This is a genomic window from Actinomadura sp. NPDC048394, from assembly GCF_040651755.1.
GTDB lineage: Bacteria > Actinomycetota > Actinomycetes > Streptosporangiales > Streptosporangiaceae > Spirillospora > Spirillospora montaniterrae.
Window position 1 is genome coordinate 167,523 of the sequence record NZ_JBEZJL010000010.1, and the last position, 13,922, is coordinate 181,444.

The following is a 13,922-nucleotide window of genomic DNA, read 5'->3' on the forward strand; positions in this document are numbered from 1 at the left end:
GACTAGGACGACGAATGCTCCGCGGACTCCGATGTCCGGGATGCTGAAGGCGCCGCGCAGCCGGGGGATGATCAACGGGCTGCTGCTGGTGCTCCTGGGGTTGTGGGGCGGGCTCATACCCTTCATCGGCCCCTACTTCTCCTTCGGGTTCGGGTCGACGGCCACCTGGCACTACACCTCCGACCGGCTGTGGCTGTCCATCCTCCCGGCGATCGCCGTCATGCTGGGCGGACTGATCCTGCTGATCAGCGCCGCCCGTCCCGTCGCCATCGTCGGTTCCTGGCTGGCCATCGCGGGCGGCCTGTGGTTCGTCGTGGGCACCACGATCGCTCCGCTGTGGAGCGGCGGCCCCGGGCGCGCGCTCGGCGGCCAGACGCGCCAGATCGCCGAACACCTGTCCTTCTTCGAGGGGCTCGGCGCCATCGTCATCCTGCTGGCCGCGACGGCGCTGGGACGCTTCCTCGTGGTCGGCGTGCGAGAGGCGCGGCGTGCGGAGGCCGAACGCGCGGGGGTCGCCGCCGGCACCGCCGGCGCGGTCGGGGCCGAGCGCTCCGGCAGGAGGACCGCGGCCCCCGACGCGGACCGCTCCGGCCGCGGATCCACCGCCGCCCCCGAATGGGAGAGGCAGGCGCCGCCGTCGCGCGAGGACCAGGAGGCCTCGCGAGGCGACGGGCACCGCTGGCACGCGACCCTGCCGCGCCGGCGGTGAACCGGGGCGACGCCCCTTCCGGGCACTCGCTCCCTCAGTGACACATCTCCTAGATGCGGCGCCCCAGCCGGGGCGCCGCATCTACGCATGAACGGGCTTGTAGGACCACCACCGCCTCGCCGCACATGACCCTCTTGTGACGGCGCTCATACATGCGCTATACCCGTCGTTGAAACGTATAACCAAATGCGCGAGGAGCGTCATGGCCCCGCCCCCCGACCGGCGCGGCAGAGGCCGATGGCCGCCACCGCCCCATCTCCCGCCTCCGCACCCCGGCCGGCCTCGCCGTGCCCCCACCCACCCCTCTTGCAGAAAAGGTCCGCCGATGAAGGCAAGCAGAACGCTGACCGGACTGAGCATCATCGCCCTCGCCGGAACCGTGGCCGGAGCACCGTCCGCCACCGCGAGCGCGCAGGCCGCCGCCCGCCCGCTGGCCGGCACGCCACCGCTGCGCATCCTGCTCTCCGACGACGACGGCTACGACGCCCCGGGCATCAGAGCGGTGTTCGACGCCCTCACCGCCGCCGGGCACGACGTCACCATCGTGGCGCCCGCCGACAATCAGAGCGGCGCCGGCACCAGGCAGAGCACCGCACCGACGCTGAAGGTCCGGCACGTCTCCGCCAAGGTGTGGGCGGTCGGCGGGACCCCCGGCGACTCGGTGTCGTTCGGGCTGTTCGCGGTCTTCAAGGGCCGAGCGCCCGACCTGGTCGTCTCCGGGACCAACTTCGGCCAGAACCCGGCCGCCATCGCCAATCACTCCGGCACCGTCGGCGCCGCCGTCACCGCGCTCGACAACGACGTCCCGGCCATCGCGGTCAGCACCGAAGCCGACCCGGCCGGCTCCGCCCAGCCCACCCTCAACGCCCAGCGCCGGACGGCGGGCTTCATGGTCGACCTGCTGGCCGAGCTCCAGCGCCGCCGGCACGGCGGAAGGCTGCTGCCCGACCACACCGGCCTCAACATCAACTACCCGATCATCGGCGCCGACGGCGACCGGCCCGCGACGAGATGGGCCCTCACCCGGCTGGACCGGCAGCCGCTCCTCACGCCGTCCTACCAGGACGACCACGACGGCACGTACAAGGTGAGCATCGCCTACACCCCGCAGCCTCCAGGACCCGCGTCCGACGTCGCCGCGCTCGCCGACGACAAGATCAGCATCACCCCGATCGACGGCGACTGGACCGCCGACCCCGGCGCCTACTCTCGGACGGCCGCGCTGCTCGCCGGCCTCAAGCCCTGACCCACCCGCGGACCAAGGCGCAGTGGAGGCGCCTTCGGCCTGTCGGTAGAGTCTTTCCTGAATCAGGTTTCGGCAATGCTGGTTCATGGTTCTGGGAGCCGTCCGGCGAGGTGGCGTCGCGGCGCGAAGGCCCGGCCGGGTGCTGGTCGGTGTCGCGCGTGATCTCGCCGTCCGGCCGGGGCGTGGTGAAAGAGGTACTGAGGCGTGGCGGTGACGGTCCAGGAACTGGGCCCGGAGTTCGGGTACGCGGTCGACGCGCGGCCGTTGCGGAACGAGCGCGACTGGGCGGCCGAGCAGATCCGCATGGTGGTGCGCAGCGCGTTCCGGCCTGAGTCCGGCGCGAGGACCGAGGTCGTGGTGGAAGGCGAGGATCCCTACCTGGTGTCGGTCCGCGTGAATGGGCCGGTCCGGCCGCCGGACGCCCTGGCCTGCGCCGCCGCGGCACTGATCGACGCGGGCTACCTGACCGAGCGCGACGCCATGGCACTCCGCGTCCGGCCACCGGCCGACCAGATGCCCGTGGTCGCCGTCGCCCGCGGCACGGCCCGGCACTGCCGCTGGTGCGGGGAGGCCATGACGGCGGTGGAGGCCGCCGCCAGCGTGGCCTACGGCTGGTCCGGCCGCTGCGCCGCCTGCCAGACCGAGCACCTGTCCCACCATCGCCCCCCAGAGGCCCCCTGACCGAGAGATCCGTCGTGTGATTACCTCGGGGGTAAGAAAAAGGCATCCGATCACGTCGGAGGGAGTCGACGGGGATCGTGAGATGGAGCCGGTCACGGCCGAACTCGCGGCCTTGGGCGCCGATCTTCGCCGATGACATCGGGGTTCCGGTCAAGACGCTGATGACTACCGGTGGGTGGCCTCGCGCTGGCCCAAGGAGCGGCGCCGCAAGCACGTCTCGCACCACATCCACCGGATCCTGGCCGGCATCTCCGACGACGCCGAGCGCTGGGAGGCCATCGACTCCCCGCCGCTGGACGAGCGGACCGGCCGGCACCGCTGGACCGAGGACGCCGCGCGAACCCGGATCGGGCAGCCGACCCGGACCCCGACCACGGTGGCGCAGAAGATCCGCGCGATCCACGACCTGGCCGACGATGACGAGGTCGCCTCGCAGGCGACGGCCGAGCTGCTGCGGCGCCCGGCGGTCGCGCGGACGGCGATGACTGATCAGACCGCGCGGCACCTGGTGAACCGGGCCCAGCAGCACCTGGACCACGTCGCCGCCGAGCCGGTCCGGCGGGTCGCCGAGCCGGCGCTGCGCAGGGTGGACCACACGATGGGCTACATCGATCTGATCGGCGCCTGCGCGAGTTTCGTGGCCGCCGGCGGCCGGATCGTCCCGACGCTGCGGGGCCGGTCGTTCAGCGAGGACGAGCGCACCCGGATCCACGAGAACCTCACCCGGGTTCGCACGACCGCGGACTGGATGGAGAACGCGGTCGACACCGGCAACACCTCGCTGGACGAGGGTCTGGCCGCGCTGCTGCGCGACCAGCAGTGAGCGGGGTCGGTGATGGCCCGCTCGGGCGGCCGGTTGGCCGCCAACGTGTGCGCTGACCGGGTGCTGCTGGCGCTGCGCGAGGCCCGCCCTGCCGGGTTGAGCACCGCGCAGCTGGTCGCGGCGACCGGGATGACCCTCTACCAGGTCCGCAAGGGGCTGCTCTATGTCCGTGAGACGGCCGCGATGGCGAACCTGGAGCCGCTGACCTGGACCCGCGGGGAGGGATGGAAGCTGTCGTCGGATCCGGCCGAGTGGGTGGCCTTCACCGCGGCGGTCTGCCACCAGATGCTGGTGCGGACCCGCCGCCTGATCACCTCGACCGCCGCGCCGGCCGTCGCCGCGTGCCCTGATGACGAGGACGCCCAGACCATGCTGGACCTGCTCACCGGCGTCAAGGCCGGGCTGTCCCAGCTGGCCAAGGGCTACTGACCACCGGACCAGGCAGCGGAAGGGGTGGGCGATGCGCCGGCGGCGGTATCCCTCCGACACCACCGCGGCCGAGTGGGCACTGATCGAGCCGCTGCTGCCCGTCCCGGCCTGCCAGACCCCGCGCGGCGGCCGCCCGGAGAAGCATCCGCGGCGGGTGATCGTGGACGCGATCCGCTACGTGGTCGACAACGGCATCAAATGGCGGGCGCTGCCGCACGACTACGGGGTTCCCTGGCAGACCGTCTACGGCTTCTTCACCCGCTGAGCCCGCGCCGGTGTCATCAGCCGTCTGCGCGACCAGCTCCGCGCTCGCGTCCGCGCCCGCCGCGGCTACGCGCCCAACCCAGCCGCGATCGTGCTGGACAGCCAGACCGTCCGCGCCGCCGAGACCGTCGGCAAGACCAGCCGCGGCTACGACGGCGCCAAGAGAATCAACGGGCGCAAGCGTCACCTCGCGGTCGACCTGGGCGGCTTACCGGTGATGGTGATGGTCACCTCCGCCGAGTGCACCGACCGCGACGCCGCCCGCGAACTCCTCGCACGGCTGCGGCTCACCCACCCGGAACCGGCCTGCGCCTGGGCCGACCGCGCCTACGCCGGAACCCTGGTCAGCTGGACCGACTCCTTCCTCAACCTGACCTTGTTGATCGTGTCCAGGCCGGCCGGCGCCTCAGGTTTCGTGGTCGTCCCCCGCCGCTGGGTCGTCGAGCGGACTCTGTCCTGGCGGGGTCTGAACCGTCGGAATTCTCTAAGCCGGAAAGGTGGCGGCGCGGGCTGGTTTGGTCGTTCATGGAGCCATGGCGGGTGACAGCGGTCGGGTTGCCCGACGGCCGACCGGTTGAAGGCGGGATCGACCAGAACGGATGCTGGACCGATACACCGCCCACCGGTGCCGAACAGCTGCCCGGACGTTACGCAGTGGCCGGGCTGGTCGACGCACACTGCCAACCTGAGCGTCGCGGTCGACGACGCAGCCCCCACCGGATCGCGCCCGCTCAGCCTGTTCGGACGGCAGGCAGCGCGGGGGAGTCGACAATCGCGTCCGCCGGCTCGGCGCGGACCCGAACAACGTCGTCCAGGACGTACACCTCGATATACCGGCGGGCCCCGCCCTCCAGGGCGGCGGCCTGCTCCTTCCAGGAGTGCATCAGCTGGGTCCTTTGTCTGCTGGGTCCCTTTGCCCGCCGTGGGGTCCTCCCCGGAGAAACAAGCATGTCAGGACATCCTCCGCTACTGCGCTTGGAGCCAGGTGAGGACGGCTAGGACTCGGCGGTTGTCGTCGGGCGCGGGCTCGAGGCCGAGTTTGGTGAAGATGGCGTTGACGTGGGTTTCGATGGTTTTGCGGCCGAGGTAAAGGCTGTCGGCGATGGCGGAGTTGGAGCGGCCTTCGGCCATGAGGGACAGGACTTGGCGTTCCCGGTCGGTGAGGTGGTGGAGCGGGGTCGTCTCGGCCGGTGCGGCGATGAGGGCGGCGACGACGTCGGGGTCGAGGACGGAGCCGCCGCGGGCGATGCGGCGGATCGCGTCCAGGAAGTCGTCGACCTCGGTGACGCGGTCCTTGAGCAGGTAGCCGAGACCGGCGCCGCCGCTGCGGAACAGGTCGAGGGCGCGTCCGGCGTGCACCCATTGGGACAGCAGCAGGATTCCGAGCGCGGGGTGGGTCTGGCGTAGCCGTGCGGCGACTTGGAGGCCCTCGTCGGTGTGGGTGGGTGGCATGCGGATGTCGATGACGGCCACGTCGGGGGCGTGGCGTTCGACTTCGGTCAGGAGGGCCTCGGCGGTGCCCACGCCGGCGGTCACGGTGAGGCCCTCGCGCCGCAGCAGCTGGGCGATCCCTTCGCGGAGCAGGACGCTGTCGTCGGCGATCACGATGCGCATGGCAGCTCCGCGCTCAGCCGGGTCCCGCCGCCGGGCGGGCTGTCCATGGTGAAGCGGCCACCGACGGCGGCGACCCGGTCGGCGAGTCCCTGCAGGCCGCCGCCGGGAGTGAGCTGCGCGCCACCACCGCCGGTGTCCCCGACCTCGATCTGGACGGTCGTTCCGGCGCGTTGGACGCGGACGGTCAGGGCTGCGCCGCGGGCGTGCTTGGCCGCGTTGGTCATGCCCTCGCAGGCGAAGAACCAGGCGGTGGCCTCGATGGTCGGTGGCAGCCGGTCGGGGGTGATGTCCAGGGTGACGGGCACCGGCATGCGGGCCGCGGCGGTGCGTAGCGCGACGGCCAGGCCCTCGTCGGACAGTACGGGCGGCAGGATGCCGCGGGTGAGCTCGCGAAGCTCGTCGACGGTGGCGCGGAGTTCGGCGACGGCGTCGGCCAGGACCGCGGCGGCCCGGCGATCGCCGAGTTCGCGTTCGGCCATTCGCAGGCGCAGCGCAAGCGCGACCAGCCGCTGCTGCGCGCCATCGTGCAGGTCACGTTCGATGCGGCGCCGGTTGAGGTCGTCGGCCTCGACGATCCGGCTGCGTGAGGCGGCGACCTCGGCCAGCCGGACGGCGGCCCGGGCGTGCAGCGCCGCGTTCTCCAGCGGGAGGGCGGCGGCCGACAGCGCGGCCTCGACCAGGTGGGGCTCGCCCGCCAGCCGGCCGTCCAGCTCGACGACGGCGACGGGAGCACCGCCGGCGCTGACCTCACGGCGCAGCCGCCGCGCGTCCTGTAGCGGCGCCAGTTCGGCGGGCGCGCCGCCGAGGTCGATGGTCCGGGAACCGTCGAGGTAGACCGCGGTGGCGGTGGGGTCGTCCATGGCGGTGCGCAAGGCGGCCACCAGGTCGCCGGGGGAGGCGTCGCCCGAGCGCAGCCGCCGGGTGAAGTCCTCCACGGCCCGGACCGCCAGCCAGGTCCGGCGGTCGAAACGCCGGTCCACCACGCCTTTGACCAGCCGCAGCAACGGACGGAACGCGCCGGCGACCGCGAGGGTGGCCGCGGCGACCGCCACCCCGCTGCCCAGGCCCAGGGCCCCGGCCAGCGCGCCCAGTCCGATCGCCGTCCCGGCGTACAGGGCGACCAGCAGCGTGGTGATCGTGACGTAGGTGATGGTCTGGCCGACCAGACGCTCCACGTCGAACAGCCTGTGCCGGCGCATCGCGACCGTCACGGCGACCAGGAGCGGTACGGGCGCCACCAGCGAGGTGATCGTCTCGACGCCGTCCGCGCCGAGCCCGGACAGCAGCGCGGTCGCGGCGATCAGCAGGGCCGTGACCGCCAGGCCCCACAGGCCCAGCAGGATCTGGGCGCGTTCGTCGCCCCTGGCGCGGCGCAGCCGTACCGCGACCGCCGCCACCCCCAGCAGCATGAACACCGCGGCGAACGCCTCGGTGACGCCGATCACCCGCAGCGCGCCGTCGAGTTCGGCGGGAACGGCGATGGGCACCGATCCGTTGTCGGCCACGATGCCGGGCAGCCGATGCGGCCACAGCGCGACCGCGACCGCCACCGCCCCGCCGAGCCAGCCCGCCAGATAGCAGGCGAACACCGGCCGCCATCGCGGCGACGGCAGCCGGCCGTCGGGGAACAAGAACTGAAACAGCGGCAGCGACCCGCCCGCCAGCGTCCCGATGATCTCGGCGACCGCCGCCACCGTGCCGACCCGCGGCGTGGTGTTCCCGGCCCTCACCTGTCCGGCCGCCCAGCTGTAGCAGAGGCTGAAGGCGACCAGCAGCACGCCGCCCGCAAGGAAGCCCCAGGCGCAGCGGTTCGCCGGACGGCGGTCGAGGATCACCGCCCCCAGCGCGCACGCGCCGGACCCGCTGAAGATCCCCACCATCGACGTCGAGTCCACGGAGCGGGCCAGTACGGGCCCGAGCAGCCCTGACAGTGCCCCGAGCGTCCCGATCACCCAGCCGGCCGCACGCAACGCGTCCCGGCTCGTCAGCGCCGCGAGACCGTCCCCTACCGCCACCCCTGGATGGTCCCCTCCCGCCCAAGGGCCGGGCAAGAGGGCGAACCCTGCTGTCCGCTCAGGGAAAACCCGGAGCGGAAACCAGGGCGGCCACCCATGACCCGGCACCCCCGCGCCCCGCATCGTCGAGCCATGAACACTTTCTCGACCACCGCCGCGGACACCGCGCCCCGCACCGCACGCCCGATGGGATCGCTGCTCACCGCGATCAGCCTCGTCATCGGCCCCGCCCTCATCGCGCTGGCCTTGGCCACCCTGCCCGACCTGTGGAACGGCTCCTTGCCCGACTACCACACCATCGACACCCAGCATGACCAGGCGATGCTGTCGTTCAACCTCGCCGCCGCCTCGTTCCCGTTCATGTTCGGCTCGGTCGTGGCCCTCGCCATCGCCGCCCGGCGCTCCCGCCGCCTCGCCGCGACAGGACTGGCCTGCTCGTTCTTCGGCCTGACGGCCATGCTCGCCAACGCGATGCTGAGCATGCCGCTCGTCCTGATGAGCGGCATCACCGACCACACCGGGCTCGACCGGCTCGCCACCAGGCTCGACAGCCCACCGCTGGTGCCGCTCTTCCTCTTCCCGCTCTACTTCGTCGGCGCGATCCTCCTCGCCATCGCCCTGTGGCGTTCCGGCACCGTATCCGGATGGGCCGCGCTGGCCATCGGCGTGGGCGGCATGTTCCCCGTGGCACTGCTCACCGGCGTCGGCGCCCTCGCCCTCCCGATCGCCGCCATCCGCATCGCCGGCTCCATCCCGATCATCAAACGCCTCCTGGCCGCCCGCGACACCTGAACCCGGCCCAGCCCCGCACCCCCGGCTGCCTATCGCCGCCCTTGGGAGAGCCCATGAACGCACACATCACTGGAGTCGCCCACGTCAAGCTGCCGGTCAGCGACCTGGCGCGAAGCGTCGCCTGGTACCGCGCACTACTCGACATGGAACTGGCCCTTGAGTTCGTTGAGCGCGGCACTCTGCGCGGGGCCGCCCTCGTCCATCGCGCCAGCGGAGTCCGCATCGCCCTCCGCGATCGGACGGTCTGCGCGGGCCAACCGGTCCTCACCGGCTTCGACGCCTTCGCCCTTCAAGTCCCCACGGCCCAGGCACTGCACGACCTCGCCGCCCGATGCGAACGACTGGGCCTGCCCCACGAACACCAGGACCGAGGAAGGTACGGCGCCGCCCTGGACGTCCCCGACCCTGACGGCACCATCGTCCGCTTCATCTACGACGCGGAGGAGCCACCGCCGTTCCTGGGCCTGGAATTCGACGGATCAGGGCTCATCGGCACCTACAACCACCCACGCCTGAGCCGCTGACCGCAAACCCCTGACCGCAAGCCCTGGAACGCCGTCACCCCGGACACCGAAACGCCGGATGTCCTCAGCGCAGGCGCCTTCCCGCGACTGCGGCTCAATGTCGGGCAGCGCGACGGGTACGGCGGCGCGGCCTTCGCCGATAAGAGACGCTTCCCGCCTATCCGGCACGCACCAACGAGGAGTTCGTCCGGGCGTCCCGCCAGCTCAGCCCGCACCTGTTGAACGAACTGCTGGATCACCTGGGACCACGGCTCGATGCCCGGTGGCGGCGCGAGACCTCCCACGCACATAGGAGACCAGCTTCGACTTCTGTGATGCTGGAAGCCGCACTGTTGTCAGTGACGTTTTCTCAGCGATGACCACTTTTAGCGTCGGTTCAGCATGCAGTGTGGGCGAGGTTCCATTTCGGCTGGGGCTGGGCGTGACGTGCGGGGGTGGGGCATCGCTGCTTGAGTTCCGTGGCAGTTACTCGCCGAGAGCCCGCACGGGCCGCGCGGCGGGCGCCGAAGATCAGCCGTGCGTTGGGCGGCGCTGTCGCCCGCACGCGTATCCGGATTTGGATTTCGAGAGTCCTTGGAGCTGCTGGTGACCACCGAATGGCTGCCGAGTTCGGCAGCGTAGTGCGCCAGTCCGCCTTCCTGTATCGTCCGGGTTCATGGGTGACCTGGCAGGGCGCTGGCGGGAGTTGAACAAGGCGTACTGCGACGAGCGGGTGCCCATTCACCTGGGCACTAACTTCTACGACATGCAGGGGTTTCGCGCTGGCCCCGATTCGCTGAAGGACTTCGAGAAAGCCGAGGTGGGGGATGTCAGGGGTAAGAGCCTGATCCATCTGCAGTGTCACTTCGGTCGGGACACGTTGTCCTGGGCGGCACGAGGAGCACAGGTCACCGGGCTGGACTTCTCTCCGCCCGCGATCGAAGCGGCTTCACGACTCGCGACCGAGCTGGGCATCGACGCACGCTTCTTGACCGCGGACGTCTACGACGCCGTCCCGGCGGTCAAGGCGGAGACCTTCGACATTGTCTATGCCGGCTTCGGGGCGCTGAACTGGCTTCCTGACATCGGCCGCTGGGCGTCGGTGGTCGCTGAGCTGCTCGCTCCCGCCGGGTGCCTGTACCTTGCGGAGTTCCATCCCTTCAGTTTCGTCCTTGACGATGAGACAGGACGCACGGTCACGCACGACTACTTCGATGAAGGTCCGGAAGCCTCGGGAGGCCCCGGCACCTACGCCGACGAGGCGGCAATGACCGAGCACAACAAGACCGTCGAGTGGCGGCACAGTCTGTCGACCGTTGTCTCGGCGATCGCCGGAGCTGGGCTACGGATCCAGTTCCTCCACGAGCACGACCACACCTTCTACCTCCAACGCCAGTCGCTTGAGCGCCACGACGGCGACATCTACCGGCATCCTGAAGGCACTCCGCGGATCCCCCTCACCTATTCGATCCGCGCCGAAAAGGCTTGAGCCACTCCACCCAGCGCGGCTCGGGTATGCGGGCCCCGTGCCAGGCAGACGTGAAGTCTCTGGTAGGACAGGCCTCTCTCACAAGATCGTCTGCTGAGCCAGAGGCACCACATTGGTCACCAATGCTGCCACGCTCGACATCCCGCGCCACGTCGTGGAGTACCTGTCTCGTCTGCTGGCCGCACGCAGTGCGCTGGTTCCGCGAGCGCAGCTGCGTACACTGCCTGGCCCGAGACGCCGGCGTCTCCCAGGCCACGGGCTACCGCTACCTCCACGAAGGCATCGACGTACTCGCCGACCAGGCTCCTGACCTGCACCAGGTCCTGGACCGCTGCCGTCGTGAGGGCATGACCCACGTGATACTCGACGGCACGCTAATCGAGTCCGACCGCCTCGCCGGGGTCCGCGACAACGACAGCGACCTTTGGTTCAGCCAGAAACACAAAGCCTTCGGCGGCAATGTGCAGTTCCTGTCCGCCCCGGACGGCACCCCGCTGTGGGTCTCCGACGTCGAGCCCGGCTCCACCCCCGACATCACCGCCGCACGCGTCCACGCACTGCCCGCGCTGTACAAGGCAGCCGCCGACGGCCTGCCCACCCTCGCCGACAAGGGCTACATCGGCGCGGGGATCGGCATCCTCGTCCCGGTCCGGCGCCCGAAAGGCCGCTCCGAGCAGGCCCTGCACGCGGACACTCGTATCACCAACAACCTGATCAGAGGCGTTCGCGCCCTCGGCGAACGCGCCGTAGCCGAGCTCAAACAACGGTGGCGAACCCTGCAGCACGTCACCCTCAGCCCCAGCCGTATCGGCGACATCGCCCAAGCCGCCCTCGTCCTCAACGGCGTCTGGAAATGATCACCCTGAGAAAACGTCAGTGACTGTCCGGCAGTGACGGTGGCAATTCTTCCAGCGGGATATGCCTGCAAAATGTCTATGGCGTGGTGGCTTTGCGCTTTATCGTCAGGGCATGGAGTTGCTGGCCGTACTGGCCTCCGTGGCCGGGGTGCTGGGCCTGGTCGTCGGGGTGGGTCAGTGGAGGGTCGCGGTGCTGACTCGCCGTGACGTCAGGCGCGGCGAGCAGAGCGAGGGGCCTGAGAGACCGGGGAGCGGAGCGCTTCCGGTCGCCGTGCCCACGGGACGTTTACCGGCGGATGTCGTGGGCCGAGACGATCTGCTGGCGGAGTTGAGTGATCGCCTGGGCGGCCGCGCGAGCAAGAAGCCGGGCGGCGTGTGGGTGCTGGCCGGGATGGGCGGTGTCGGTAAGTCGACCGTCGCTTTGCGCATCGCTGTTGAGGCTCGCGGGCGTGGCCGGCCGGTGTGGTGGGTGAACGCCTCAGACGCGGAGTCCCTGCGCGGCGGGATCCTGGAGATCCTTCACCATATCGATGCGCCGGAAGCGGTGGCCCGGGAGGTTCGCGAGGGCACGGCCACCGCATCGGATCGCGTCTGGGAGGTGCTGTCAGGACGACGAGGGCTGCTGGTGCTGGACAATGCGGACGATCCCGGTGTGCTGACCGCCGGGCACCCATCGCTGCCGGCCGACGGCACCGGGTGGATCCGTCCCGATGGTGGGCTCATGATCCTCGTGACGACGCGTCACACCGACCCGAGCACCTGGGGAACATGGGTCCGGATGCGGACCGTGGGAACCCTCGACGACGCCAGCGCGGCGGCACTGCTCCGCCAGGCCGCCCCTCAGGTCGACGACCCCGGAGGCGAGGAGGCACTGGCGCTGGCCAGACGGCTCGGCGGCTTGCCTTTGGCGCTGCACCTGGCAGGCGCTTACCTGGCAGCCCCGTTCGCCCGCTGGCGCAGCTTCGCCGAGTATCAACAAGCCCTGGACGGCGCCCTGGCACCGGACGCGGTCATCGATCTCGACCGCGCGCGCAGCGACCCGCGCGGCACGGTGCTGCAGACCTGGGAGCTGTCGCTGGACGCCCTGGCCCGGCAAGGCGTGGAACAAGGGCGCGAACTGCTGTGCCTGCTGTCGTGCTTCGCGCCTGACGTACCGCTCCCAGAATCGATGCTGCTGGCATCGGCGACCCGCCAACGCCTGGAAGGCCTGCGCGCGCTGGCCACGGTCGCGCTCATCGACATCACCACCGATCAGCACATCAGAATCCACCCGGTGGTCGCCGACACCGGCCGCACCCGGTTGCTCACCACCTTCAGCGCCCGACTCCCCGACATAGGAACGGATGCGGTCAAACTCCTCCAAGCCGCCGTGGAACATCTCGACACCGAGCGTCCCGCGGACTGGCCCGCCTGGCAGAGGGTCCTCCCGCACATCCGCGCCATGCTGCACTGGCTCGCACCGCACCTTGAGGACGAAGCCCTGATCGCCCTGCTCGGCATCAGCAGACAGGCACTGGCCGCACTATGGCTCGACGGCAACAAGGAAAGCGCCGGGGGCGAGGAACTGGCCCGTGCCAGCCTGTCGGCGGCCACGTCCCTTGGAGACGAGCACCCCGAAGCGCTCGCCGCCCGGCATCTCCTGGCGGTCACCTTGTTCAGCCGAGACCGCGCCGCGGAGGCCGAGCAGATCCTGCGCACCGTCCTCGACGACCAGTCACGGGTCCTCGGCCCGACCCACCCCGACACCCTCGCGACCCGCGACCACCTGGCGGACACCGTCATGGCGCAGAACCGCTTCGGCGAAGCCGAGCAGATGTATCGCGGGCTCACCGCCGATCAGCATTCGGTGCTCGGAGCAGAACACCCCGACACACTCGCCACAGCCATCGATTTCGCCTGGTCACTCGGCATGCAAGGCAACCACCAGGAAGCCGCACGCCTATGCCGGCGCATTCTCGACATCGACCGCCGGGTATTGGGCGCCGAGCACCCTCGAACCCTGGACGCCTGGTCGGACCTGGCCCGCTGGACCGGTGAACTGGGCCGACACCCCGAAGCCGAACAGATGAGCCGCGAGGCACTCGAAGTCCACCGCCGCGTTCTCGGCGCCGAGCACCCTCTGACACTGCGCACCGGTGCCACCTTGGCACGCGCGATCGCCGCACAAGGCCGCCACAGCGAGGCCACGGCGATGCTCGGTGACCTGCTGGACGTCATGAAACGCGTCCTGGGCGACGCGCACAGCCTCACCATCGGCACCCGCGAAGAACTCAGCGAACTGACAAGCCGATCATGACCCAGCAAACCGTTCGCCACACCGACCACCCAGCGAAACACTCTGGCGGGCTCCGGAACAGCAGCCCCGGGATCAGAACGACGATCAACAGGTTCTCGAACAGGCACTAAGAGGGCGTTTGGTCCTTATATATGGAGAATTTGCAGGTTCTCGTGCGAGCTAGCCGCGGCCGGACAGAGAGATGAGAGATAGCTGTTTTCGGTG

General features: G+C 70.5%; 12 protein-coding genes and 2 pseudogenes. 11 read left to right on the plus strand and 3 right to left on the minus strand.

The annotated features are described in order from the left end of the window. The first annotated feature begins 31 nt into the window (after positions 1-31). The 6 genes and pseudogenes from AB0C78_RS09465 to AB0C78_RS09490 all read left to right on the plus strand — a co-directional run. On the plus strand, positions 32-709 hold the full coding sequence (locus tag AB0C78_RS09465; protein WP_360744250.1) for a hypothetical protein: 678 nt from the start codon (positions 32-34) through the stop codon (positions 707-709). Between the two features lie 325 nt (positions 710-1,034). Further along, complete coding sequence (gene surE, locus AB0C78_RS09470; protein WP_360744253.1) at positions 1,035-1,955, plus strand: 5'/3'-nucleotidase SurE; 921 nt, start codon at positions 1,035-1,037, stop codon at positions 1,953-1,955. A 204-nt stretch (positions 1,956-2,159) separates the two neighbouring features. Beyond that, positions 2,160-2,636 (plus strand): hypothetical protein, encoded by a 477-nt coding sequence (locus AB0C78_RS09475; protein ID WP_360744257.1) that lies wholly within the window; start codon positions 2,160-2,162, stop codon positions 2,634-2,636. 175 nt (positions 2,637-2,811) lie between these two features. Further along, positions 2,812-3,459, plus strand: coding sequence for a DUF6192 family protein (locus AB0C78_RS09480; protein ID WP_360744260.1), 648 nt, complete (start codon positions 2,812-2,814; stop codon positions 3,457-3,459). A gap of 9 nt (positions 3,460-3,468) precedes the next feature. Then, entirely contained in the window at positions 3,469-3,888 is a 420-nt protein-coding gene (locus tag AB0C78_RS09485; RefSeq protein WP_360744263.1) for a hypothetical protein, read from the plus strand. Between the two features lie 31 nt (positions 3,889-3,919). After that, positions 3,920-4,636: pseudogene (locus AB0C78_RS09490) on the plus strand (IS5 family transposase); the annotation flags it as partial. Positions 4,637-4,883: 247 nt separating this feature from the next. On the opposite strand, the gene AB0C78_RS09495 reads toward AB0C78_RS09490, so the two are convergent. The 3 genes from AB0C78_RS09495 to AB0C78_RS09505 form a co-directional block, all read right to left on the minus strand. After that, the gene (locus AB0C78_RS09495) at positions 4,884-5,036 is read right to left on the minus strand and encodes a hypothetical protein (protein WP_360744266.1); all 153 of its coding nucleotides are present in this window, start codon (positions 5,034-5,036) and stop codon (positions 4,884-4,886) included. An 82-nt stretch (positions 5,037-5,118) separates the two neighbouring features. Then, positions 5,119-5,766 carry a response regulator transcription factor gene (locus tag AB0C78_RS09500; RefSeq protein ID WP_360744269.1) on the minus strand — a complete coding sequence of 216 codons (648 nt, stop codon included), beginning with the start codon at positions 5,764-5,766 and terminating at the stop codon, positions 5,119-5,121. Continuing rightward, a complete protein-coding gene (locus AB0C78_RS09505) occupies positions 5,754-7,781 on the minus strand; it encodes a histidine kinase (RefSeq protein ID WP_360744272.1) in 2,028 nt (675 codons plus the stop codon). Before AB0C78_RS09505 ends, AB0C78_RS09500 begins: the two co-directional genes overlap by 13 nt. A 132-nt stretch (positions 7,782-7,913) precedes the next feature. Between AB0C78_RS09505 and AB0C78_RS09510 the strand changes: the two genes are divergently transcribed. The 5 genes and pseudogenes from AB0C78_RS09510 to AB0C78_RS09530 all read left to right on the plus strand — a co-directional run bounded on the left by AB0C78_RS09510 (position 7,914) and on the right by AB0C78_RS09530 (position 13,718). Next, positions 7,914-8,573, plus strand: a complete 660-nt coding sequence (locus AB0C78_RS09510) for a hypothetical protein (RefSeq protein ID WP_360744275.1) — start codon at positions 7,914-7,916, stop codon at positions 8,571-8,573. Positions 8,574-8,626: 53 nt separating this feature from the next. Continuing rightward, a complete protein-coding gene (locus AB0C78_RS09515; RefSeq protein ID WP_360744278.1) occupies positions 8,627-9,097 on the plus strand; it encodes a VOC family protein in 471 nt (156 codons plus the stop codon). Between the two features lie 655 nt (positions 9,098-9,752). Then, entirely contained in the window at positions 9,753-10,565 is an 813-nt protein-coding gene (locus AB0C78_RS09520) for a class I SAM-dependent methyltransferase (RefSeq protein WP_360744281.1), read from the plus strand. A 112-nt stretch (positions 10,566-10,677) separates the two neighbouring features. Then, positions 10,678-11,422 (plus strand): annotated as a pseudogene (locus AB0C78_RS09525) (transposase family protein). Positions 11,423-11,534: 112 nt separating this feature from the next. Continuing rightward, a complete protein-coding gene (locus tag AB0C78_RS09530; protein ID WP_360744284.1) occupies positions 11,535-13,718 on the plus strand; it encodes a tetratricopeptide repeat protein in 2,184 nt (727 codons plus the stop codon). Positions 13,719-13,922 lie beyond the last annotated feature (204 nt).

What these genes read in the sequence shown, in the direction of transcription:
- AB0C78_RS09495 (WP_360744266.1), bottom strand. Translation starts at nt 5,036, where the DNA reads ATGCACTCCTGGAAGGAGCAGGCCGCCGCCCTGGAGGGCGGGGCCCGC.
- AB0C78_RS09500 (WP_360744269.1), bottom strand. Translation starts at nt 5,766, where the DNA reads ATGCGCATCGTGATCGCCGACGACAGCGTCCTGCTCCGCGAAGGGATC.
- AB0C78_RS09465 (WP_360744250.1), top strand. Translation starts at nt 32, where the DNA reads ATGTCCGGGATGCTGAAGGCGCCGCGCAGCCGGGGGATGATCAACGGG.
- AB0C78_RS09530 (WP_360744284.1), top strand. Translation starts at nt 11,535, where the DNA reads ATGGAGTTGCTGGCCGTACTGGCCTCCGTGGCCGGGGTGCTGGGCCTG.
- AB0C78_RS09510 (WP_360744275.1), top strand. Translation starts at nt 7,914, where the DNA reads ATGAACACTTTCTCGACCACCGCCGCGGACACCGCGCCCCGCACCGCA.
- AB0C78_RS09520 (WP_360744281.1), top strand. Translation starts at nt 9,753, where the DNA reads ATGGGTGACCTGGCAGGGCGCTGGCGGGAGTTGAACAAGGCGTACTGC.
- AB0C78_RS09515 (WP_360744278.1), top strand. Translation starts at nt 8,627, where the DNA reads ATGAACGCACACATCACTGGAGTCGCCCACGTCAAGCTGCCGGTCAGC.
- surE (WP_360744253.1), top strand. Translation starts at nt 1,035, where the DNA reads ATGAAGGCAAGCAGAACGCTGACCGGACTGAGCATCATCGCCCTCGCC.